This is a genomic window from Aliiroseovarius zhejiangensis (assembly GCF_014656375.1).
GTDB lineage: Bacteria > Pseudomonadota > Alphaproteobacteria > Rhodobacterales > Rhodobacteraceae > Aliiroseovarius > Aliiroseovarius zhejiangensis.
Genome location: NZ_BNCH01000009.1, coordinates 56133 through 78051 on the forward strand (window position 1 = coordinate 56133; position 21919 = coordinate 78051).

Genomic DNA, 21919 nt, shown 5'->3' on the forward strand with positions numbered 1-21919 from the left:
CGCCCATGTCAGATGAATATACCCCGCCCGATGATCCGCTGAAGATCGTCCATCAGGATCACGAATTGTTGCTGGTCGACAAACCGGCGGGCCTTTTGTCAGTGCCGGGCAAGGGCGCGCATCTGGCCGATTGCCTCTTGTCTCGCATTCAGGCGGTATTTCCCGACGCGCTTCTGGTGCACCGGCTGGATCGGGACACGTCGGGTATCATGGTGTTTGCGATGACCCCCCATGCGCAGCGCCATTTGGGGCTTCAGTTTGAAAAACGGCAGGTCAAGAAGGCCTATGTCGCCCGCGTCTGGGGTCGCGTGGCCGACCGCGAAGGCACTGTCGATCTGCCTTTGATCGTCGATTGGCCGAACCGGCCGAAGCAGCATGTGGATTACGAGAACGGAAAGCCCGCGATCACCGACTGGAAAGTCCTGAAATACGAGGAACAAGCCACCCGTGTCCGTCTGTTGCCGCAAACCGGACGCAGTCACCAGTTGCGGGTGCATATGAAGGAAATCGGGCATCCCATTCTGGGGGATCCTTTCTATGCCGAGGGTGAGGCGCGCAATGCCCCGCGCCTGATGCTGCATGCCGAAAGCCTGCGTTTGCGTCACCCGGATGGCGGAAAGGGGCTGACCTTCAAGGCCAAGTGCCCGTTCTGACGGGATGACGAAAGGTCAGTTCCCCTTGCCGCCCCGAGTGCTTCCTGATTGACTGACCCAACGTTTGAGGAGTCTCACATGATCCAGCCTGTTATCTCTGGCACCGGGGTGTTCACACCCACGCAGACCATCACCAATGCCGAACTGGTTGAAGCGTTCAACGCCTATGCCGACAAACAGAACGCCAAAAATGCGGACGCCATTGCTGCGGGCGAGGCGGAACCGATCGGGCATTCCAGTGAAGAGTTCATCGTCTCGGCCTCGGGCATCCATCAGCGTTATGTGATGGACAAGTCGGGGGTGCTGAACCCCGATATCATGCATCCAACCTTGCGTGAACGCAGCGATGATGAACCGGGCATCATGACCGAGATGGGCGTGGATGCCTGCAAGAAGGCCTTGGCGCAGGCGGGACGAGAGGCAAGCGAGGTTGATCTGGTCATCTGTGCCGCGTCAAACCATGAACGCGCCTACCCGGCGATTGCGATTGAAATACAGCAGGCGCTGGGCGCGGGCGGGTTTGCGTTTGATATGAATGTCGCCTGTTCCTCGGCCACGTTCGGAATTCAGGCGGCGGCCGACATGATCCGCTCGGGCTCGGTCAAGCGCGCGCTGGTGGTGAATCCGGAAATCTGCTCGGCCCATCTGGAATGGCGCGACCGCGATTGTCATTTCATTTTCGGTGACGTGGCCACCGCGACATTGATCGAGCGGAAAGAAGACGCCAAGGGCGACCATTTCGAGATCCTGTCCACCCGCTGCCTGACGCAGTTTTCCAACAATATCCGCAACAACAACGGCTTCCTGCGCCGCACGCGCGAGAGCGGCAGTGATCTGCCAGACCGCCGCGATATGCAGTTCATGCAGAATGGCCGCAAGGTCTTCAAGGAAGTGCTGCCCATCGTGTCGAAGCACATTCTGGATCATATCGACGACATCGATGTGACCCCCGACGACCTGAAACGGCTGTGGCTGCATCAGGCCAACAAGACGATGAACGATTTCATCGGCAAAAAGGTTCTGGGTCGCACCCCGGAAGAGGGCGAACAGCCCAACATCCTGCAGGACTACGCCAACACGTCCTCCGCCGGATCGATCATCGCGTTTTCGAAGTTCTCGGACGATCTGGCGCCGGGTGATACGGGCGTGATCTGTTCCTTCGGCGCAGGGTATTCGGTTGGGTCCGTTGTGGTGCGGCGCGCCTGACGGCGCAGAATGATCCAAAGCAATTCCGTTCGCGTAATATTCCCAACGTAACAACGCGCTGGGGATGATATGAAACTGAAACTTTCCGCTTTGGCCTGTGCGCTTTTGATCGGATGCGGTGGCGCACCTGATCTTGATGATCCCAAGCTCAGCAGCCGCGATCTGAACCTTGAGGAGTTCTTTGAAGGTAAAACCGTCGCTCACGGCCAATTTCAAGACCTGTTCGGCAATGTAAAACGGCGCTTTGAAGTTGACATCAATGGCACGTGGGACGGGCAGACCCTGACCCTGATCGAGGATTTCACCTATGCCGACGGCGGCACCGAACAGCGCATCTGGACCCTAAACAAAACCGGTGACGACACATGGTCTGGCACTGCGCCCGGCGTGATTGGCCAGGCGACCGGTGAAGAGCGTGGCGATACGTTCAACTGGACCTATCGCATCGACCTGCCCGGTCGGGACGGAAAAACCACCCGTGTCGATTTTGATGACTGGATGTGGCTTCTGACCGATGATCGGGTGTTGAACCGGGCCTATGTGAAGAAATTTGGGGTCACGGTGGGCGAGGCGATCATCGTGTTTGAAAAGCGCTGACCCACAAAAAAGGCCCGCAAATCGCGGGCCTTTCAGATTCGATGTCTTCGGATCAATCGTTCGACCAGCCCGATACGGCTTTGACCTCAAGGAAATCCTCGATCCCCAGAATGCCGCCCTCGCGCCCGTTGCCGGACTGTTTGTAGCCGCCGAAAGGCGAGCCTGCGGCGCGGGATGTGCCGTTCATTTCGACCATGCCGGACCGCAGGTGGCGGGCCACGCGGTTGGCGCGCTGGCCGTCCTGTGTCTGGACATAGTTGGTCAAGCCATAGACGGTGTCGTTGGCGATCTCGACGGCCTCTTCTTCCGTGTCGAAGGGGATCATCGCCATCACGGGGCCGAAGATTTCTTCGCGGGCGATGGTCATGTCGTTGGACACATCGGCAAAGATTGTCGGCTTGACGAAGTATCCCTTGTTCAGACCCTCGGGCCGCCCGGTGCCACCGGCGATCAGGCGCGCGCCTTCGTCGATTCCGGTCTGAATCAGGTCCTGGATCTTGTTCCACTGGGCCTCGCTGACCACCGGGCCGATGTGACGGCCCTCCTGATTTGCGGGGCCGACCTGCACCTTCTCGGCCGCCTCGCGTGCGGTCTCGATGGCTTGGTCATAGACGCTGCGCTGCACCAGCATCCGGGACGGTGCGTTGCAGCTTTGACCGGTGTTCTGCATCATGTGCATAACGCCCCGCTTCACGGCTTTGTCGTCAGCGTCGTCAAAGATGATGTTGGCGCCCTTGCCGCCCAGTTCCAGAGACACGCGTTTGAGCGTATCGGCTGCTGCCTTCGAGATGGCAATACCTGCGCGGGTCGATCCGGTGAAGCTGACCATATCGACATCGGGATGGGTGGACAGTTGCGTGCCGACGCCCATACCGTCGCCGTTCACCATGTTATAGACCCCGTCCGGGAAGCCCACTTCGTCGACGATTTCGCTCCAGACAATCGAGGAAAGCGGCGCGATTTCCGACGGCTTCAGCACCATTGTGCAACCTGCGGCCATGGCGGCCACGACCTTCAGCGACACCTGATTCATCGGCCAGTTCCACGGCGTGATCAACGCGCAGACACCGATGGGTTCATAAAGCAGACGATCATTCGGCGCGTGTGCCCCCAGCATCTTGTCGAACTCGAAATCCTTGAAGGCGGTGATGAAGTTCTGGATGTGCCAGGTTCCGGATCCGACCTGTGCGGTGCGCGCCAGGTCTATCGGTGCGCCCATTTCCATGCTCATCGCCTCGGCCAGGTCGTCCGAGCGTTTCTGATAAACCTGCAGCAGCTTTTCGATCAGCGCCAGCCGGTCTTCCTTTTTTGAGAAACCCCAGTCCGCAAACGCTGCCTTGGCCGCAGCGACAGCGGCATCCGTATCTGCCTGATCGCCCAGCGATATGACCGCGCAGACCTCTTCGGTCGAAGGGTCGATGACATTCAGGTCGTTGGGTGTCGCAGGGGCCACCCATTTCCCGTTGATATAGAAATCGCGTTTCTCGATCATTCCAGCCTCCTTGGTCGGATTTGCGTGCACTCTGGCACCGGGAATTGGCCAACGCAACCCATCGAAACAAAATTTGATCAAATTTTTCAGATGCGACGATTTGGCTGCATTCGGGGTCGCTCGGGGTCTTTAAAAATGGCAAACAGATCGTAACTCTTAGTCAACCGTACTTTAGCACAGGAGAGACCAGATGGGACTTCGCATTAACGACACCGTACCGAATTTCACTGCCGAAACAGATCAGGGGGAGATCACCTTCCACGACTGGATCGGCGATGACTGGGCGATCTTGTTTTCGCATCCAAAGGATTACACCCCGGTCTGCACGACCGAGTTCGGTGCCGTCGCCCAGCTTGCCGATGAATGGAAAAAGCGCGGCACCAAGGTGATTGGCCTGTCTGTGGACAGCGCCGCCGAGCATGTCAGCTGGAAAAAGGATATCGAAGGCTATTCCGGCGCGACCCCTGATTTCCCGATCATCGCGGACGAGGATCTGGCCGTGTCCAAGATGTTCGATATGCTGCCTGCCGATGCCTATTTGCCCGATGGGCGCACGGCGGCAGATTCCGCATCGGTCCGGTCGGTATTCATCATCTCGCCGGACAAGAAGGTGCAGTTGATCATGACCTATCCAATGTCGGTTGGTCGAAACTTCGCCGAAGTGCTGCGCGCGCTGGACGGCTTGCAGGCCACCTACAACACCCCCATCGCCACGCCTGCCAACTGGGTCAAAGGGCAGGACGTGATCGTTGCGCTGACGCTGAACGACGACGAGGCGAAGGCCAAGTTTGGTGACGTGGACATCAAGCTGCCCTATCTGCGGACCACGGCAGACCCGAGCTAAGGCGCCAACAGAACCTGAAATCGCGCGAGGGCCACCTTCGCGCGATTTTCTGTATCTGCCGTCGACGGTGCCTTGACCAAGCCAATGGCGCGTCGGATCTGCATATCCCCCACCAACAGGTCAACGAACAGCGATACGGCCTCTTCGGTGCTGTCAAAGGACAACACGCCGTCGGCTCTGGCCCGCTCAAGTGTTGCTCCGATCAGCGGGGCGATGGATTCGCGCCCGGATTGCAAGATCGCTTGCCCAAGAACACCTGAACTGTCTGCCGCAGCAGCGCGGTTCAGGGCGATGGCCTTGTCACCCAGAAGCACGTCGAGCAAGGCGGGTGCCAGCCGCTCCAGTATTTCGACCGGCTTCGTCTTGGCGCACAGATGCCTTTCGATCATGGCTTTCACATCGGCGGCGTTGCGCGCAACCAGGGCGCTGAACAGCCCCGTTTTGTCCCCGTACCAACGATACAGTGTCTCGTTCGACGCTTTCGCCTGCCTGGCGATGGCCAGCATGGATGCCCCGGCAAACCCCTTGTCTTCCAGAACCTGATAGGCCGCCAATTCGATCTGTCTTTGCCGCTCGGCCCGCGTGTCGTCTTTCATGGACTCTCGCCTTTTTGTATTGACAAAAGCGTACACTTCATTACGGATATAAGCAAGCGTACACACAATTACGGATAAGGAGCTTCCCAATGCTTGGTCGACCGACTGAAACCGCTGTCGCCGGACTGGTGATGCTGATAATCCTGCAAGCTGTTATGCTTGCCTCGTTGTTCGCGGGCGTTGCGCCGCATCCACCGACAAAGATCCCGCTGGGCGGTATCGGGCCGATACTTGGTGCCAGTTTCGCAGTTGCTGCCGCGGCGATCCTTCTCGGCCCTGTGACGTCAGGCGCGGGGCGGGTGTTTGCCTTGCTTGCAGTTGCAATCGCGCCGCTATCCTTCGGTCCGCAGAAATATCTGGATACGCAGTTCCCGCTGATCTGGCCCGCCGTTCTGCTAGGGCAGGTATCCGCAATCATGGTGCTGGTCAGTATCTTTGTTCGACCAACTCAAAAGCCCATGGGATAAACAGGAAACCCGGCCAGACAGCCGGGCTTCATGCGTTCTGCAAAATTGGCTGTTACTCAGGCAGACCCGCGGCGTTCACCGCCTGGCTCAGCACCTCGCGGTCTCCGATATGGTTGGCCAGAATCAGGATCAGCCGTGCGTTCAGGGCATCGCTGTCATCCTTAGACAGACCTTCATGCGCGGCCAGCAGCTCGGCATAGAAATCGTCGGCACGGTTGATGTTGGGCGTCAGGATAAGATCAGTCATATCGGTCACTCCTTGCCGGTCGCACGGCGGATCGCGGCGCGGAACAGGTTTTCATCAAAGCTGGGGCGACGGGCCGCAACGTGCTGATCGGGCCGGATCAGATAGACCGCGCTGGGCGCGTGACCCAGATAGCGTTCTTTCAGCGCGCCGGTCTTGTCGTCTTTTACGGACAGTGCCAGTCGCTCAACCCTGATGCCGTCCTCTTCGACAACATCGGGCGCGTCGGCGTCGATGGTCAGCAGAATGAACTTATTGCCCAGTTTGGGCAGCAGGAATTCGTCCCCCAAAGGCACGTCCGGGCAGGGCGATCCGGGGCGCGTCTTGATCGGCCCATCCAGCGCGTCGGCGGAGTTGAGCGGTGAACCGTCATAGGTGCAGGGCACCGACAAACGGCCCGAGTTCACCAGCGGGCGGGCAAATTCATAATGCTCGGCCAGATCAAGAACCGCATCGCGCAGCAGGCGGCTCATCTCGGATTTCGGGGTGATGAAATCGGTCGATCGCGTCGAGTTCAGGATGTTTTCATCCGCCCCGTGGATACGTTCAATATCATAGCTGTCCAACAGGGTTTCATCAGCCTTGCCGTCAATCACCAGCTTCAACTTCCAACCCAGGTTGTCAGTGTCCTGCAGTCCCGAGTTCGCGCCGCGCGCGCCGAAAGGTGACACCTGATGCGCGGCGTCCCCGGCAAACAGCACGCGACCATGGCGGAATTTTTCCATCCGGCGGCATTGGAAGGTGTAGATCGAGACCCATTCAAGCTCGAACTCCACATCGTCGCCCAGCATGGCTTTCAGACGCGGAATCACGTTTTCAGGCTTCTTTTCCTCTTCCTTGTCGATGTCCCAGCCCAGTTGCAGGTCGATGCGCCAGACGCCATCGGGTTGCTTGTGCAAAAGCGCGGACTGGCCGCGGTTGAAGGGCGGGTCGAACCAGAACCAGCGTTCCGAGGGGAAATCGGCCTCCATGATCACGTCGGCAATCAGGAAGTTGTCCTCAAACACACGCCCGACGAAATCCAGCCCCAGCATCTGACGGGTGGGCGATCCGGCACCGTCACAGGCGATCAGCCAGTCCGCTTCGATGTTGTATGACCCCTCGGGCGTGTCGATTTCCAGCGTCGCGTGGTCGGGGTGGGTGCCGATGGCCGTGACCTTGTTGCCACCGCGTATTTCGATCGGTGCGCCTTCGGCTTCCAACTCGCGCACGCGATTCACAAGGTATTCTTCGAAATAGTATTGCTGAAGGTTGATGAAGGCCGGGCGTTGGTGGCCCTTTTCGGGCAGAAGCTCGAATTTGTAGACCTCGCGATCATCGAAAAAGACCTTGCCCACGTCCCATTCGACACCTTTGTCAACCATCGCCTGACCACAGCCCAGCCGGTCGAGGATTTCCAGCGGGCGCTTGGCAAAACAGATCGCACGAGATCCGAAGCTGACCTTGTCGTTGTCATCCACGATCACAACCTTCACACCTTGCTGCGCCAGGTCGATCCCCATGCCAAGCCCGATGGGACCGGCACCGATGATCACGACCGGGTGGCGCACCGGGGCAGCGGCATCCTGATCTGGGCTGCGTTCATAGGGGTAAAGCGGGACTTCGAAAATCTTGTTCATGCGGTTCTCCTCCGGCTGGCGATGGTCGCCGATACGCATCTTAGCGAAATTCGTTGCGAAAGCTACGAATCTGATGGGGATGCGCTGATATGCGTCACCGCATCCCGTTGTTTGTCAGCCTTGCAGGGCCGCCCACATCTCAAGATCGCGCTGGGCGGTCCAGATGCGCGGCGTGTCGATGCCACGGGCCTCGTCATAGGCGCGGGCGACGTTGAATGGCAGGCAGTGTTCATAGATCGCATAATCGGCGAATTTGGGGTCGCATTCGGCGCGGCAGGCGTCCCAGGCTTCTTTGAGCGATCCGCCACGGGCGGCGACCTTGGCCACCGGGCGATAGGTGCTTTCCACGAAATCGCGGGTGTTTTCAATGGCGGCGTTCACCATCTCTTTGCCAACAAGCGCATCCCCACGCCCCGGTGCAATCGCATCCACATCAAAGGCGGCGATGTTGTCCAGCGTATCCCCCCAGTCGCTGAAATGCCCATCGCCGCAATAGCAGGCCGAGTGATATTCGACGATGTCGCCGGTGAACATCACGTTCTGATCCGGCACATGGATCACGATGTCACCCGCCGTATGGGCGCGGCCCAGATGCATCAGGTCGATGCGCCGGTTGCCCAGATAAACGGTTATGTCATCGGAAAAGGTGGTGGTCGGATAGGTCAGTCCGGGGATGCTTTCATGCCCCTCGAACAATCGCGGGAACCGCTGAAACTCGCTGTCCCAATCCTCCTGCCCGCGTTCGACCACCATCGCACGGGCAGTGTCGCCCATGATGATCTGATCCGCGCCATAGGCCGACGCGCCCAGCACGCGCACCGCGTGGTAATGGGTCAGCACCACATGGCTGATCGGCTTGTCAGTCACCGAACGCACACATTCGATCACCTTGCCTGCCAGTCGTGGGGTCGCTTGCGCCTCGACGATCATCACGCTGTCATCGCCGATGATCACGCCCGAGTTCGGGTCACCTTCGGCGGTGAAGGCGTAAAGCCCGTCGCCCACCTCGGTAAAGCTGATCTTCTTTTCGGTCATGTCGCCTTGCGACGCGAATGCTTTTGCCATGGGTTTCGTCCTTGATCTGTGTTCGGTTTAACGGGGCCAGTTGACGGCGGGCAGAATTTTTCCGACGCAATCGCCAAAGCCGATCTGGAAGCCATCGCCCTTGGCCGCCCCGCGCAGGGTCAGGGTGTCGCCATCTTCGATGAAGGTGCGGGTTTCTCCGGTGTCCAGCGTGAAGGGCTCGCGGCCGGCCCAGCTCATCTCCATCAGCGAGCCATATTCGGTCTTGGTCGGGCCTGAAATGGTGCCAGAGCCAAGCAGGTCGCCCACATTCATGCCGCAACCGCCCACCGCGTGGTGGCAAAGCTGTTCAGCGGCCGAATAATACATGCGCGTGTAGTTGGTTTCGCCAATGACGCTGGCCTTGTCGGCCCCTTCGGGTTGCATCAGCACCTGAAGGTCGATGTCATAAAGGCCGTCCTTGGTGCCATCCAGATAAGGCAGCAGTTCCTTTTCACGCTCGGGCGTGGGCGCGCGGAACTCTTCCAGTGCGGCGGCGGTCACGATCCATGGGGAAATCGAGGTGCCAAATGCTTTGCCCTGAAACGGGCCAAGCGGCTGGTATTCCCAGCCCTGTATGTCACGCGCGGACCAGTCATTCAGCAGCACATAGCCAAAGATCATGTCGTCCGCCTCGTCCACCGTGATCGGCTGGCCGAACTCCGACGCTTTGCCGACTATCGCCCCCATCTCAAGCTCGATATCCAGCCGCATCGAGGGGCCGAAGCTGGGCATCTCGGCGTCTGGTGCCTTGCGCTGACCGTTCGGGCGATGGATTGGGGTGCCCGAGATCACGACCGAGGACGCACGACCGTTATAACCGATCGGGATGTGCAGCCAGTTGGCGGGCAGGTCGGGCGAGCCACGCAGGATCGCGCCCATGTTCGCCGCGTGCTGACGACCGGCGTAGAAGTCGGTGTATTCCGAGACAAGGAAAGGCATGTGCAGCTCGGCGTCCGCTTGGGCCACCAACAAGGGTGCAACCGCGTCCTGTTCGGTCGCGCCTTCTCCCAACAGCTGTTCCAGACGGGCGCGCAGGGCGGCCCATGCGTCTGATCCCAGCTCCATCAGCTCGTTCCAGAAGGGAACGTCAAAAACGGGTTCGTCCCCGATCTCGATCAGGCCAGCTTCTTCAGCGGCCTGCATATCAAGGATCATATCCCCGATGGCGACGCCGCAGCGCGGCTCGCTGTCAGCGGTCGAGAACACGCCGTAAGGCAGGTTGTTCAGGGGAAAGGGTGTCTCGGCAGAGTTCGCGCTGTCCACCCATGACTTTTTCAGTTGGCTCATGTGATCCTCATTCGGCGTCCGGCTGTGCCTCGGGTCGCGCATCGGCGAAGGCAGGCAGGGCCAGACAGGTTTCTTCGATCTCGGTCAGGCGCGGATAGGGGGTCAGGTCCAGCCCCCAGCGCCGTGCGTTGTAATATTGCGCAACAAGACAGATATCCGCCAGTGACGGTGTGTCGGCAAAGGAAAAGCGCGTATCCTTGCGCACCATCTGTTCCAGCGCCTCAAAGCCCGTGTCCATCCAGTGGCACATCCATTGGCGCTTGGCCTCCACATCCGCGCCGAAGGTGTCGGCCAGATGGGACACCACGCGCAGGTTGTTCACCGGGTGAATGTCCATCGCAACGACATGGGCGGCGGCCAGAACCTTGGCGCGCGCAACCGGGTCCGACGGTAAAAGCGCCGGGTCTGGCTGGATCGCCTCAAGATAGTCGATGATCGCCAGCGACTGAGTCAGGACAGTGCCGCCCTCCAGCTCCAGCGAGGGTACCAGATGGGTCGGATTCTTCGCAACATACGCAGGCGTATGTTGTTGCCCGCCATCCTTCACCAGATGCACGGACACGTGGGCGACGCTGATCCCCTTCAGGTTCAATGCAATCCGCACGCGATAGGCCGCCGTCGAACGCCAATATCCATAGAGCGTCATCATTTTTTGCCGGGCGTCCCGTCGAATTTCTTCTCAAGGCTGTCCCAGCAGTCGATATAGTCATCCTGCAACGGCGCCTCATTCGCTGCAAACGCGGTCAGGTGTTGCGGGAAACGGGTCTCGAACATGAAGGACATGGTATTTTCCAGCTTCTCGGGGCCGAGGTTCGAATTCGACGCGCCTTCAAACGCATCGCGGTCCGGCCCGTGTGGCAGCATCATGTTGTGAAGGCTCACGCCTCCAGGCACGAAGCCATGCGGCTTGGCGTCATACTGGCCGTAAATGTTGCCCATCAGCTCGGACATGATGTTCTTGTGATACCACGGCGGACGGAAGGTGTTTTCAGCCACCATCCAGCGTTCGCGGAACAGCACGAAGTCGATATTCGCGGTGCCCGGCTGGCCCGAAGGCGCGGTCAGCACGGTGAAGATCGACGGATCCGGGTGGTCAAACAGGATCGCGCCGACCGGGCAATAGGTGGTCAGGTCGTATTTGTATGGTGCGTAGTTGCCGTGCCATGCCACCACGTCCAGCGGGGATTGACCAATTTCCGTTTTGTGGAACTGACCACACCACTTGATGGTGATGGTCGACGGCACCTCGCGATCCTCAAACGCGGCCACAGGGGCCTTGAAGTCACGCGGGTTGGCCATGCAGTTGGCACCAATCGGGCCACGACCGGGCATCTCGAATTTCTGGCCATAGTTTTCACAGACGAAACCACGGGCAGGGCCTTCCAGAAGTTCCACACGATAGACAAGTCCACGCGGGATGATGCCGATTTCCTGCGGCTGAAGGTCAATGATGCCCAGTTCGGTATAGAACCGCAGCTTGCCTTCCTGCGGCACGACCAGCAGCTCGCTGTCGGCCGAGAAGAAATAGTCGTCCACCATGGATTCGGTAACCAGATAGATGTGGCTGGCCATACCGACCTGCGTGTTCACGTCGCCCGCCGTGGTCATGGTGCGCATGCCGGTGATCCAGTTCAGACCCTCGGTCGTCGGCACCGGATCCCAGCGGTACTGGCCCAGGCTGACCACGTCCGGGTCGACATTGGGCGCCGATTTCCAATACGGCACGTCGATCTTTGTATACCGCGCCGAGTGTTTCACCGACGGGCGGATGCGATAGGTCCATGTCCGCTCGGGCGGGTTGGCGGTGAAGGCGGTGCCGGACAGTTGTTCGCCATAGAGACCATATTCGCATTTCTGCGGGCTGTTCATCCCTTGCGGCAGCGCACCGGGCAGGGCCTCGGTCTCGAAGTCATTGGCCCATCCGGGCATGTAATGGGTGTCGGTGCCAACGGCGGACACCGCGCGCGTCATGTCGCGCGACGGGCTGTGCTGGTTCATCTGAAGCCTCGTTTCAATACCCCTTGCGGGGCCAATCCTGTTTGCCCGTCAATCGTATCGTTGCGATTGAAATGAAGTCAAGGGAAAGTGAATCTTCACAGGTGAAGTAATAATTTCCAACAATTTGAAAGGTTAAGTCCACGTCAACTTCGTCCCGCTATCACTGATCCCGGGTGAAAGACGAGGTGGTGAGATGCGCGCAAACGCAAATGCGCCAGTTATCATCAAGAAGGTAAAGAAGGTCAGCGGTGGTGGACACCACGGCGGCGCATGGAAAGTGGCTTATGCCGATTTCGTGACTGCCATGATGGCCTTCTTTCTTCTGATGTGGCTGTTGAACGCAACAACGGAAAAGCAACGCAAGGGGATCGCGGATTACTTCAATCCGACCATCCCGGTGACCCGTGTGTCGGGCGGGGGGGATGGGTCGTTCGGCGGTGACAGCGTTTTTGTCGAGGAAATCCTGTCGCAAACCGGGAACGGCGGCATTCCGCGTGACCCAACTCTGGACCAGGGTGGCTTGGGGGACGACGCGGCCACCGAAAACGCGCGACTGGAGGAGCTGGAGCAGATGCTGTTCGCCCGTGGCGGTGAAAGCATGGCCAGCGATGATATCGCCCGGCACATCGTGACCCGTGTCACTGACGAAGGCCTGTTGGTCGAACTGTTCGACCTTGATGGCGCGCCGCTGTTTGAACCGGGCACGACGACACCCACTGCAGTGCTGTCGGAATTGGTTGCGATGATCGCCCGCGTCTTCGATCTGGTCGAAAACGGGGTGGCAATCGAAGGCCATGTGGCCACGCAACCGGTGGTGGTGATCGAAAACACCGCCTGGAGCTTGTCGACCGGCCGCGCGACCCGGTTACGCGAGATGTTCGAAGAAAGCCCCTTGGGGGCTGATCGCATCACCCGCGTGACCGGCCATGCCGACCGCGAGCCGGTGGTCGCCGATGCCATGGCGATCCGAAACAACCGGATCGAGCTGATTCTGTTGCGCTCGGGTCGTTGACGGCTTGGTTCGACGCCTGATTTGCCTGCAATTTTAGCCGTTAGGCGCCTGTTAAGGTCGGGCCAGTAAGGATGAAAGCCGACATAGAGGTAGATGCAGCAGAAAGGCGCACCATGACGATTTCCTCCTCACTCAGTGCCGGCGTCGCCGGATTGAATGCACATGCAACCAAACTGGCCACGATCTCGGACAACATCGCCAACTCTTCGACGTTTGGCTACAAACGTGCCACGGCGGATTTCCAGAACCTTGTGATCGGGGGGCTGGCCGGGGCGGGCACCTATTCTGCGGGTGGCGTACGCACGACAACGCAACGCCTGATCGACGAACACGGCCCGCTGATTTCCACATCCAACCCGATGGACATCGCAATCGGTGGGCGCGGCATGTTGCCCGTCACGCAAGAGGTGTATCGCGACGCAAATCCCGGCGAACGCCCGATGATGATGACCACGACCGGATCGTTCCGCACCGATTCCGAAGGTGTGTTGAAAACCGAAACCGGTCTGGTGTTGCTGGGCTGGCCGGCCGATGCGGATGGAAACGTGGCGACGTTCCCGCGCGACACGGGGGTGGGACTTGAACCGGTGGTCATCAACGCCAACCAGACGGCGGGTGATCCGACAACCACGATGAAGCTTGGTGTCAATCTGCCCGCGGTCGAAACCGAGGCGGGATCAGCGGGAACCGCACGCCCGCTGTCGGTGGAATATTTCGGCAACCTCGGTACATCCGAGACACTGGATTTCTCGTTCACGCCGATCGTGCCGGCGACAGGATCGTCGAACCAGTGGACCATGGTCATCACCGACAGCGCTTCAGGTGGCGCTACGGTGGGGGAATACACCCTGACCTTCGATGATTCGCGCACGGATGGCGGTTCACTTGCCTCGGTCGTCGTGGTGTCTGGTGGCACCTACAATGCAACGAATGGTACACTGGATCTGACCGTCGCGGGCGGCCCGCTGTCGCTGACCATCGGCAAGATCGGGGATCCGAACGGGTTGACCCAACTGTCAGACAGTTTCGCACCGGTTGCGATCACCAAGAATGGCTCGCCGGTGGGCAATCTGACGGCCGTTCAGATTGATGAACACGGATACATCAAGGCGACTTATGACACCGGGTTCATTCGCACGATCTATCAGGTTCCATTGGTGGATGTGCCCAATCCGAACGGGCTGATCTCGATCTCGAACCAGGCCTATCAGGTGTCACCCGAAAGCGGATCGTTCTTCATGTGGGATGCCGGTGACGGTCCGACAGGCGAAGTCGTGGGTTTCGCGCGCGAAGGTTCGACCACGGATGTGGCGGGCGAGTTGACCAGCCTGATTCAGACGCAGCGGGCCTATAGCTCGAACGCGAAGGTCATCCAGACGGTGGATGAGATGCTGCAAGAAACCACCAACATCAAACGCTGATAACAGAGGCTTGATCAGAGACTGACCGATGAGCATTTCCGGCGCCTTCTCGAACGCCCTGTCAGGGCTGACCGCCACATCGCGCGCGGCCGAGCTTGTCTCGTCCAACGTTGCGAATGCGATGACGGAAGGCTACGGCACGCGCTCATTGGCGTTGTCAGCCCAAACCCCCGGAAGCGGCGGAGTGCGGATCGATGGCGTGCTGCGGCAAATGGACGACGTTCTGATCGGGGACCGGCGACTGGCCGATGCCGCAACCGGGTATCACGGCGCGCAGAATACGTTTCTGCAGGGGGTGGAGCAGGCGATCGGTACGCCCGATCAGCCCGCGTCTCTGTCCGGCCGTCTGGCGCAGTTCGAGGCAACGCTGATCGAAGCGGCAGCGCGCCCCGACAGTCAGACCCGCCAGTCCGCCGTCCTGAACGCCGCCCAGGGTCTGACCACGCATTTGAAGGCCACATCAGATCATATTCAGGCCGCGCGGCTGGATGCGGATCAGGCAATTGCGGGAATGGTTGCAACGCTGAATGCGGGGCTCGAGGATGTACGGGCGTTGAACGTCAAGATCCAGGCCGCGCAGGCACGCGGTACCGACCCGTCCGGCCTGATGGACCTGCGACAGCAGAAAATCGACGCGCTGTCGCCGATCGTGCCGCTGAAACAGCTGCCGCGCGACAATGGCTCGGTTGCCCTGGTTACCACGGGTGGGGCGATGTTGCTGGATGGCAAACCCGCCACCCTTGGTTTTTCAACTGTCAACATGATCGTGCCCGAGATGACACGCGCCGGTGGTGCGTTGTCGGGTCTGACGCTGAACGGGCAGCCGCTTGAAGCCGGTGGGGATCGCAGCCCGCTGGCCGGCGGCGCCCTGTCTGGCCTGTTTGCCGTGCGCGATGAGCTCGCTGTTGTTGCGCAGGAACGATTGGATGGATTTGCCCGCAATCTTGTCGAACGGTTTCAGGATCCCACTCTTGATGCAACGCGTGCACCGGGCGATCCGGGTCTGTTTACTGATGCCGGTGCAGCCTTTGCACCCGCTGACGAAGTGGCGCTGTCGTCGCGGCTGATGCTGAATGCCGCGGTCGACCCGGCCCAGGGCGGATCGCTTTGGCGATTGCGCGACGGGCTGGGCGCGGCCGCGCAGGGCAATGTGGGCGATGCCAGTTTGCTGAACGGCCTCATTGACGGGCTTGGAGCGATACGAACCCCGGTGTCAGGCGGGTTTACTTCCACCGCGCATTCCACAGCCGGCTTGGCGTCCGAGCTTCTGTCAAGCATCAGTTCAGAGCGGCTTCAGACCGAAGCCCGGCTCGGATTTGCCTCGTCCCAACAGCAGACACTGCGTCAGATGGAGTTTGCGCAAGGGGTCGATACCGATGCCCAGATGCAAAAGCTGATGCAGATTGAACAGGCCTATGCCGCGAATGCGCGCGTCATGTCGACCGCCGATGAAATGATCCAGACCTTGCTGGCCATCTAGGAGGGTAGAATGCCAATCGTAAGTTACGGAGATCTTGCCAGCACATTTCAGACCCGCCACCTGACGGCACAGATCAAGCAGGATATGACGCGTCTGGGTCTGGAATTGTCAACCGGTCGCAAAGCAGAACTGGCAACCCAGGTATCGGGCGATTTCGGCACGGTGGCTGGTGTCGAACACAGTTTGAAGCTGCAATCAGCTTATGCCCAAAGCATAGCCGAGGCCACGACCGTGCTTGACGGTACGCAAACGGTGCTGGGTGCCGTTCAGAACCAAGCCGAGGCCGTATCGGGCGATCTTATATTGGCTGTCAGTTCGCGGAACAGCGGATTGTTGCACGCCACCGCTGTGGATGCGCGGGAACGGATGGCATCAGTGATCTCGAACCTCAACACCAGTCTCGGCGGGCGGGCGCTGTTTGCAGGGGCAGCAAGCGATGGTCCTGCGCTGGCGGGGGCAGACGCAATCTTGTCAGAGGTCATGACCGCGATCGCAGGGGAAACCACCGCAGCCGGAGTATCAGACCGGATTGACGACTGGTTCACAGCGCCCGGTGACGGGTTTGACAGCATGGCCTATCAGGGCGCCGATAAGGATTTGGGGCCATTTCGCCTGCGCGTTGGTGAAACCGCATCGCAACCCCTGCGCGCTGACAACACCGAAATCCGCGATCTTCTGGCCGCGCTTGCCAAGTCCGCCGTGCTGGCCGAAGGAGCCCTGGCGGGTGATCTCGACGCGCAGCGGGCGCTTGCCAACCGATCCTCAGGCAATCTTCTGGATGCGATTGACGGGTTGACCAGCGCGCGGGCTGACATTGGCCGGATCGAGGCGCGGATCGAGGCGGCCGCGGCCAGCAACGCCGCCGAAAAAACTGCGCTGGAACTGTCCTATAATCGTCTGACCGCCGCCGACCCCTATGAAACGGCGACCGCTTTGCAGGCGCTGTATGACCAAATGGAAAGCCTTTACACCGTGACGGCCCGGCTTTCTTCCCTGAATTTCACGGATTACATGCGATGACCCGGTTCTTGATCCTCACTCTCTGGTTCGTTTTTTCGATAACGGCCGCGCAGGCCAATACCGTGCGCATCAAGGATCTGGTGGAATTCGATGGCGTGCGGGGCAACGATCTGGTGGGGTATGGGCTGGTGGTCGGGTTGAATGGCACCGGTGACGGAATCCGAAACGCGCCATTTACCGAAGACATCATGTCCAACATCCTGGAACGGCTAGGCGTCAACATCACGGGCGAGCAGTTCCGCCCGAAGAATGTGGCCGCTGTTTTCGTGACCGCCGCCCTGCCCCCCTTTGCGCGCGCCGGATCGCGGATTGATGTGACGGTTTCGGCCATCGGTGATGCAAAAAGCCTGCTGGGCGGAACCCTGATCATGACACCTTTGAACGCGGCAGATGGCGAAATCTATGCCGTCGGACAAGGCACTGTCATCGCAGGCGGGGCGGTCGCGGAGGGGGACGCTGGCAAGGTAACGCAAGGTGTACCGACAAGTGGCGTCATTCCCAACGGCGCGCGGGTCGAGCAAGAGATCGACTTTGACTTTACCAAGCTGAAATCCATTCGGCTGGCGCTGCGCACCCCCGATTTCACCACCGCCGAGCGGATCGAGCGCGCGATCAATGCCAGGTTTGACCGGGTGGTATCCCGTATGCTGGACAGCGGCACAGTCGTTGTCGATATCGGCGCAACCCGTGCCATATCGCCCGCCCATGCGATTGGGACCATCGAAAACCTGGGGGTGGAACCCGAACGGAAAGCAAAAGTTGTCGTGGATCAACGGTCTGGCACCATTGTCATGGGGTCAGATGTGCGGATCAGCCGCGTTGCGGTATCGCAGGGCAACTTGACCCTGCGCATACAGGAAACCCCGGTTGTTGTGCAGCCCAATCCATTCTCGAACGGCGAGCCGATACTGGTGCCGCGCACCCAAGCGGGGATCGAGAAAGAGCCGGGCATCGGGCTGGCGGAGGTGGATGGCGGCGCGTCCCTGTCAGATGTCATTGCGGGGCTGAATGCGCTGGGCGTTGCGCCTCGGGACCTGATCGACATACTGAAAAGCATCAAGGCTGCTGGGGCACTTCATGCGGATTTTGTTGTTCGCTGAAACCGACAAGGCGCAGTGGTTAACCGGCCGCGCTGAGATCCGAAGGCGGTGACGCCTTTCACAATAACTGCCGTCGTTATTTCATCGCCTGTTTCTGCTAGCGACGCGGGCATGCCTTCTTGATCTATCCACGCAGCCTTCGAAAAACACATGCTCACCGCAGTCACTTTTACGGCGCGATTAACTGGCCTGCCAACTGATCATCCGGCATTGAACAGGCTGCTTTAGAGGCGGGCGTCCTGAATTTTGCTTGAAATCCACATTTAGACGGGCAAAACTCCACAGATATGTGAGAAAATGTGGTTATGCCTAGAGTCCTGAGCAGACCACCGATCCGGAGGCCGATGTGGCGGGCGAGACCAAACATTCCTATCGCGAGCTGGAAATGCTGGATGCCATTCGCAGAGTCGGGGGCTTTGCCAAGAACTCGGACCTTGCCAGCACCCTGAACGTATCCGAGGAAACTGTGCGCCGCACCATCAAGGCATTGTCGAAGGCCGGGTCGGTCGCGCGGGTGCATGGCGGCGCCTATCTTGTCGGCACACAAAGCGACCCCAGCTTCTTCAAACGGATCGAACAACACGCAACGGAAAAACGAACCGTCGCCAAGGCCCTTCTGCGCGAGGTTCAGGATGGCATGACTCTGTTCCTGGACGTGGGCAGCACAACGTCGTTCGTTGCAGAAGAGCTGCGTGCACGCGGTGCGCTTTCCGTTGTCACCAACTCGGTCCAAGTGGCGCAGACGCTGGTGGGTCACAACAACAACCGCGTCTATCTTCTGGGAGGCGAGATGCATGCCGACGAGCTGGGCGCATTCGGCCATGTGGCGGAACAGCAGGCGCGGCAGTTCTGCTTTGACCTTGCCGTGCTCAGCGCCGATGCGCTGCACCCCAAACATGGGTTTCTGTATTTGAACCGGGCCGAAGCAGAGTTGGCCTCGGTCGTGATCGGAAACACGGATGCTTCGGTCGTTGCGATGACCCATCACAAGTTCGGATCGAAAGCGCCGCATCAAGGCTTCCTGCCGCACAGAATTGACCGTCTGATCGTGGATCGTGCGCCGCAGGACAGTCTGGCACAGCAGTTGGAGAGCTGGGGTGTAGCCGTCCGCAACATTTCCGATGAGGTTGTGGAATGCTGACAGGGGCGGACACCACGGTTATCCATGCCAGCAAGATCGCCGCGCGCGCCGCCGAGGCGGCCATGGGTTATTTTCGCAATCTGCTTGACGTTGAGCTGAAGGCGGATGAAAGCCCGGTTACCCAAGCCGATCGCGGGGTTGAACTGCGTGTGCGCGACTATCTTAAAACGCATTTTCCCGACGATGGCATACTGGGCGAAGAGTTTGGCCCAACCGACCTGACCGTGGACCACGTTTGGAGCATTGATCCGATTGATGGAACGCGGTCCTTTTTGTCGGGCCATCCGCTGTTCGGGTTTCTTCTGGCGCGGCTTTGCAGGGGCATCCCTGACATCGGGCTGATCGGGATGCCTGCGCTGAACGAAACGGTAATCGGCGTGCGGGGTGGTCAGACGACGCTGAATGGCACCCGAATCCATGCCTCGTCGCAAACGGTGTTGGATCAGGCGATCCTGTATATCAACGAAGCAGAGAAGATATACGCCCGACACCCGCAGGTTTTTGACCAGCTTGTCGCGGCGGGCCAGACGCGACGGTTCGGGTATGACTGCTATCCCCATGCGCTGGTTGCGATGGGACATGCCGATGCGGTGGTGGACGAGGATCTGCAACCCTATGATTACCTGCCCCTGGTGCCGGTGATCGAGGCTGCCGGAGGTGTTATCACCGACTGGAATGGCAATGCCCTGACGATGGAATCGGGCACCTCGGGCATTGTCACGGCGGCGACTCCTGCGCTTCACTCTGAGTTGCTTGAACTGGTGGGGGTCTGACATGGCAATCGTGACCTTTGTCATCAGCCTTGCGGGGGCCACCATGCTTCTGCTGTTCGCCGTGCGCATGGTGCGCACCGGGATCGAACGCAGCTTTGGCGCTGCGTTCCAACGCATGTTGACCGAGAATCACAGCCTGATCGGGGCCAGCTTCACTGGTGTTTTCCTGGCGGTCGTGCTGCAAAGTTCGGCGGCGGTGGCGCTTCTGGCGACAGGGTTTGCGGCCAGTGGGTATCTTGCCTTTCCGACCGGTCTTGCAATTGTATTGGGCGGCGATCTGGGATCGGCGCTGATCATCCAGATCCTGTCGTTCAAGCTGGACTGGCTGGTGCCCTTGTTGCTTGCGGTTGGCGGTTGGCTTTTCGTCAAAGTCGAAAACAAGAGGGGACGGCAGTTTGGCCGCATCCTTATGGGGGTCGCGTTCATCCTGATCTCGCTGCAATTTCTGCGCGAAGCGGTGGAGCCGATCCGTGACAGCGCCTTTCTTCCGGCCGTTTCCGGCTATCTGGCGCGGGACTTTCTGACGGCCTTCATCGTCGGCGCCGCCCTGGCTTTCGTGATGCATTCCAGCGTGGCCGCCATCCTGATGTGCGTGACGCTTGTCCAGATCGGCGCCATTCCCTTTGCTGCGGCCCTGTCGCTGCTTCTGGGTGCCAATCTTGGCAGTGCGTTCATTCCGATCTGGCTGACCCGCGGCATGCCGAATGCCGGGCGGCGCATCCCGTTTGCGAACCTTGTTCTGCGGGGAAGCTGGGCGTTGATCGTGCTGTTGGTGATCAATCTTCTGGCTGATCCCGACTTGTTGCTTCTGGTCAGCCCCGGTCAGTCGCTGATCTATGCCCATATCGGATTCAACCTTTCACTTCTGGTGCTGGTCCTGCCTTTTTGCGGGTTGATCGAGGGCCCGATCACTCAGTTGCTGCCGAAACATAATCGAGGACAATCGGCCCTGCCGGAACAGCCTGCCAGCGCCCTGGACCCGGCCGCGCTTGATGCGCCGCAGCAGGCAATTGCCAGCCTGAAACGTGAATTGTTGCGGATGATCGGGCAGGTCGAACGAATGTTTCGCACAGTCCCCCAGCTTTACAACGCGACGGATAGCTCGGTTCTGCGGGCGACGCGCGCCTTGGATGACGAGGTGAACGAGATGTTGTCAGGCATCCGCACTTATGTTGCCAGCATGCCGCAGGAAAGCTGTTCCAAGGACGAAACAAAGACCATTCGCGGCTTGATGGAGTACGCCATCCGGCTGGAAGCGGCCGGTGATGTGATCGGACGCAAACTGACATCGGTGGCGAAAGAGAAGCTGGATGGTCACCTGAGCTTTTCGCAGGAGGGGTGGGCCGAGCTCGTTCGGATGTATGAAGCGGTTTGTGCGAATTTCCACCTGGCCAGCAATGTTCTGGTGTCCGACGATCTGGAAAGCGCGCGCCTGCTTGTGGTCGAGAAGGCCGAGTTCAAACGCGCAGAACGCAAAAGCCGCAAGTATCATCTTGCCCGACTACAGAACGGGCGTGTGGAGAGCTTTGATACCAGCGACATTCACTTGGAAACGCTGCGCGCCCTTCGGGACATCAACAACCACATTGCCGCGATTGCCTATCCGATCCTGTATCGCAACGGGCAGCTTCTCGAAACGCGCCTGATCGAGGATCTGGACGCGAAGGAAGTCAGCGACTGAAACATGAAAAGGGGCGCGCAGATGAAGATCGAAACACGCCGCATCGCAAAGCCGCCGCCTTGTCATAAAACAATGATAAACGTGTGTCACAAGGCGCCGCACAAGGTGCGCGTGTCACGACGCTTCGGAAAGCGCGTGTTGCGTGCAGGGTATCATTGAGTGAGCTTGGTATAAGCCAAGCCGATTATATGGTAGGTATAATCGATTTTTCTTGTCGTCAGAA

The 21919-nt window shown here is 59.5% G+C and carries 21 protein-coding genes; 13 read left to right on the top strand and 8 right to left on the bottom strand.

What is annotated here, in order from left to right:
• The first annotated feature begins 5 nt into the window (after positions 1 to 5).
• The 3 genes from IE188_RS15315 (at position 6) to IE188_RS15325 (ending at position 2456) form a co-directional block, all read left to right on the top strand.
• Positions 6 to 653, top strand: coding sequence for an RluA family pseudouridine synthase (locus tag IE188_RS15315; RefSeq protein ID WP_191287394.1), 648 nt, complete (start codon positions 6 to 8; stop codon positions 651 to 653).
• A 78-nt stretch (positions 654 to 731) separates the two neighbouring features.
• Positions 732 to 1859: a beta-ketoacyl-ACP synthase III gene (locus tag IE188_RS15320; protein ID WP_191287395.1), complete on the top strand. Its 1128-nt coding sequence runs from the start codon at positions 732 to 734 to the stop codon at positions 1857 to 1859.
• Positions 1860 to 1928: 69 nt separating this feature from the next.
• Positions 1929 to 2456, top strand: coding sequence for a DUF3833 domain-containing protein (locus IE188_RS15325; protein ID WP_191287396.1), 528 nt, complete (start codon positions 1929 to 1931; stop codon positions 2454 to 2456).
• Between the two features lie 52 nt (positions 2457 to 2508).
• On the opposite strand, the gene IE188_RS15330 is transcribed toward IE188_RS15325, so the two are convergent.
• A complete protein-coding gene (locus IE188_RS15330) occupies positions 2509 to 3948 on the bottom strand; it encodes an aldehyde dehydrogenase family protein (protein WP_191287397.1) in 1440 nt (479 codons plus the stop codon).
• Between the two features lie 190 nt (positions 3949 to 4138).
• Between IE188_RS15330 and IE188_RS15335 the strand changes: the two genes are divergently transcribed.
• On the top strand, positions 4139 to 4792 hold the full coding sequence (locus IE188_RS15335) for a peroxiredoxin (protein ID WP_191287398.1): 654 nt from the start codon (positions 4139 to 4141) through the stop codon (positions 4790 to 4792).
• Here IE188_RS15335 and IE188_RS15340 read toward each other — a convergent pair.
• Positions 4789 to 5388 carry a TetR/AcrR family transcriptional regulator gene (locus IE188_RS15340; protein WP_191287399.1) on the bottom strand — a complete coding sequence of 200 codons (600 nt, stop codon included), beginning with the start codon at positions 5386 to 5388 and terminating at the stop codon, positions 4789 to 4791. The genes IE188_RS15335 and IE188_RS15340 overlap by 4 nt on opposite strands.
• 89 nt (positions 5389 to 5477) lie before the next feature.
• Between IE188_RS15340 and IE188_RS15345 the strand changes: the two genes are divergently transcribed.
• A complete protein-coding gene (locus IE188_RS15345) occupies positions 5478 to 5855 on the top strand; it encodes a hypothetical protein (RefSeq protein WP_191287400.1) in 378 nt (125 codons plus the stop codon).
• Positions 5856 to 5907: 52 nt separating this feature from the next.
• On the opposite strand, the gene IE188_RS15350 is transcribed toward IE188_RS15345, so the two are convergent.
• From IE188_RS15350 to hmgA, 6 genes are all read right to left on the bottom strand, one after another.
• Entirely contained in the window at positions 5908 to 6102 is a 195-nt protein-coding gene (locus IE188_RS15350; protein WP_191287401.1) for a DUF2783 domain-containing protein, read from the bottom strand.
• Between the two features lie 5 nt (positions 6103 to 6107).
• Positions 6108 to 7718, bottom strand: coding sequence for an FAD-dependent oxidoreductase (locus tag IE188_RS15355; protein ID WP_191287402.1), 1611 nt, complete (start codon positions 7716 to 7718; stop codon positions 6108 to 6110).
• 114 nt (positions 7719 to 7832) lie between these two features.
• Positions 7833 to 8783: an MBL fold metallo-hydrolase gene (locus IE188_RS15360; RefSeq protein WP_191287403.1), complete on the bottom strand. Its 951-nt coding sequence runs from the start codon at positions 8781 to 8783 to the stop codon at positions 7833 to 7835.
• A gap of 27 nt (positions 8784 to 8810) precedes the next feature.
• The gene (gene fahA, locus IE188_RS15365; RefSeq protein ID WP_191287404.1) at positions 8811 to 10070 is read right to left on the bottom strand and encodes a fumarylacetoacetase; all 1260 of its coding nucleotides are present in this window, start codon (positions 10068 to 10070) and stop codon (positions 8811 to 8813) included.
• Between the two features lie 7 nt (positions 10071 to 10077).
• On the bottom strand, positions 10078 to 10716 hold the full coding sequence (gene maiA, locus IE188_RS15370; protein WP_191287405.1) for a maleylacetoacetate isomerase: 639 nt from the start codon (positions 10714 to 10716) through the stop codon (positions 10078 to 10080).
• Positions 10716 to 12068: a homogentisate 1,2-dioxygenase gene (gene hmgA / locus IE188_RS15375; RefSeq protein ID WP_191287406.1), complete on the bottom strand. Its 1353-nt coding sequence runs from the start codon at positions 12066 to 12068 to the stop codon at positions 10716 to 10718. The genes maiA and hmgA overlap by 1 nt, the downstream gene beginning before the upstream one ends.
• 193 nt (positions 12069 to 12261) lie before the next feature.
• On the opposite strand from hmgA, the gene IE188_RS15380 reads away from it, so the two are divergent.
• The 8 genes from IE188_RS15380 (at position 12262) to IE188_RS15415 (ending at position 21696) form a co-directional block, all read left to right on the top strand.
• Positions 12262 to 13080, top strand: coding sequence for a flagellar motor protein MotB (locus IE188_RS15380; protein WP_191287407.1), 819 nt, complete (start codon positions 12262 to 12264; stop codon positions 13078 to 13080).
• Positions 13081 to 13193: 113 nt separating this feature from the next.
• Positions 13194 to 14501, top strand: a complete 1308-nt coding sequence (locus tag IE188_RS15385; RefSeq protein WP_191287408.1) for a flagellar hook protein FlgE — start codon at positions 13194 to 13196, stop codon at positions 14499 to 14501.
• Between the two features lie 28 nt (positions 14502 to 14529).
• Positions 14530 to 15981, top strand: a complete 1452-nt coding sequence (gene flgK, locus IE188_RS15390; protein ID WP_191287409.1) for a flagellar hook-associated protein FlgK — start codon at positions 14530 to 14532, stop codon at positions 15979 to 15981.
• Positions 15982 to 15990: 9 nt separating this feature from the next.
• Positions 15991 to 17001 (top strand): flagellin, encoded by a 1011-nt coding sequence (locus tag IE188_RS15395; RefSeq protein WP_191287410.1) that lies wholly within the window; start codon positions 15991 to 15993, stop codon positions 16999 to 17001.
• A complete protein-coding gene (locus IE188_RS15400; protein ID WP_191287411.1) occupies positions 16998 to 18101 on the top strand; it encodes a flagellar basal body P-ring protein FlgI in 1104 nt (367 codons plus the stop codon). The genes IE188_RS15395 and IE188_RS15400 overlap by 4 nt, the downstream gene beginning before the upstream one ends.
• Before the next feature lie 346 nt (positions 18102 to 18447).
• The gene (locus IE188_RS15405) at positions 18448 to 19242 is read left to right on the top strand and encodes a DeoR/GlpR family DNA-binding transcription regulator (protein WP_229836919.1); all 795 of its coding nucleotides are present in this window, start codon (positions 18448 to 18450) and stop codon (positions 19240 to 19242) included.
• Complete coding sequence (locus tag IE188_RS15410; protein ID WP_191287412.1) at positions 19236 to 20015, top strand: inositol monophosphatase family protein; 780 nt, start codon at positions 19236 to 19238, stop codon at positions 20013 to 20015. Before IE188_RS15405 ends, IE188_RS15410 begins: the two co-directional genes overlap by 7 nt.
• A gap of 1 nt (position 20016) precedes the next feature.
• The gene (locus IE188_RS15415; protein WP_191287413.1) at positions 20017 to 21696 is read left to right on the top strand and encodes a Na/Pi cotransporter family protein; all 1680 of its coding nucleotides are present in this window, start codon (positions 20017 to 20019) and stop codon (positions 21694 to 21696) included.
• Positions 21697 to 21919 lie beyond the last annotated feature (223 nt).

Coding starts and splice junctions, on each gene's coding strand:
- IE188_RS15315 (WP_191287394.1), top strand. CDS start 6: ATGTCAGATGAATATACCCCGCCCGATGATCCGCTGAAGATCGTCCAT.
- IE188_RS15320 (WP_191287395.1), top strand. CDS start 732: ATGATCCAGCCTGTTATCTCTGGCACCGGGGTGTTCACACCCACGCAG.
- IE188_RS15325 (WP_191287396.1), top strand. CDS start 1,929: ATGAAACTGAAACTTTCCGCTTTGGCCTGTGCGCTTTTGATCGGATGC.
- IE188_RS15330 (WP_191287397.1), bottom strand. CDS start 3,948: ATGATCGAGAAACGCGATTTCTATATCAACGGGAAATGGGTGGCCCCT.
- IE188_RS15335 (WP_191287398.1), top strand. CDS start 4,139: ATGGGACTTCGCATTAACGACACCGTACCGAATTTCACTGCCGAAACA.
- IE188_RS15340 (WP_191287399.1), bottom strand. CDS start 5,388: ATGAAAGACGACACGCGGGCCGAGCGGCAAAGACAGATCGAATTGGCG.
- IE188_RS15345 (WP_191287400.1), top strand. CDS start 5,478: ATGCTTGGTCGACCGACTGAAACCGCTGTCGCCGGACTGGTGATGCTG.
- IE188_RS15350 (WP_191287401.1), bottom strand. CDS start 6,102: ATGACTGATCTTATCCTGACGCCCAACATCAACCGTGCCGACGATTTC.
- IE188_RS15355 (WP_191287402.1), bottom strand. CDS start 7,718: ATGAACAAGATTTTCGAAGTCCCGCTTTACCCCTATGAACGCAGCCCA.
- IE188_RS15360 (WP_191287403.1), bottom strand. CDS start 8,783: ATGGCAAAAGCATTCGCGTCGCAAGGCGACATGACCGAAAAGAAGATC.
- fahA (WP_191287404.1), bottom strand. CDS start 10,070: ATGAGCCAACTGAAAAAGTCATGGGTGGACAGCGCGAACTCTGCCGAG.
- maiA (WP_191287405.1), bottom strand. CDS start 10,716: ATGACGCTCTATGGATATTGGCGTTCGACGGCGGCCTATCGCGTGCGG.
- hmgA (WP_191287406.1), bottom strand. CDS start 12,068: ATGAACCAGCACAGCCCGTCGCGCGACATGACGCGCGCGGTGTCCGCC.
- IE188_RS15380 (WP_191287407.1), top strand. CDS start 12,262: ATGCGCGCAAACGCAAATGCGCCAGTTATCATCAAGAAGGTAAAGAAG.
- IE188_RS15385 (WP_191287408.1), top strand. CDS start 13,194: ATGACGATTTCCTCCTCACTCAGTGCCGGCGTCGCCGGATTGAATGCA.
- flgK (WP_191287409.1), top strand. CDS start 14,530: ATGAGCATTTCCGGCGCCTTCTCGAACGCCCTGTCAGGGCTGACCGCC.
- IE188_RS15395 (WP_191287410.1), top strand. CDS start 15,991: ATGCCAATCGTAAGTTACGGAGATCTTGCCAGCACATTTCAGACCCGC.
- IE188_RS15400 (WP_191287411.1), top strand. CDS start 16,998: ATGACCCGGTTCTTGATCCTCACTCTCTGGTTCGTTTTTTCGATAACG.
- IE188_RS15410 (WP_191287412.1), top strand. CDS start 19,236: ATGCTGACAGGGGCGGACACCACGGTTATCCATGCCAGCAAGATCGCC.
- IE188_RS15415 (WP_191287413.1), top strand. CDS start 20,017: ATGGCAATCGTGACCTTTGTCATCAGCCTTGCGGGGGCCACCATGCTT.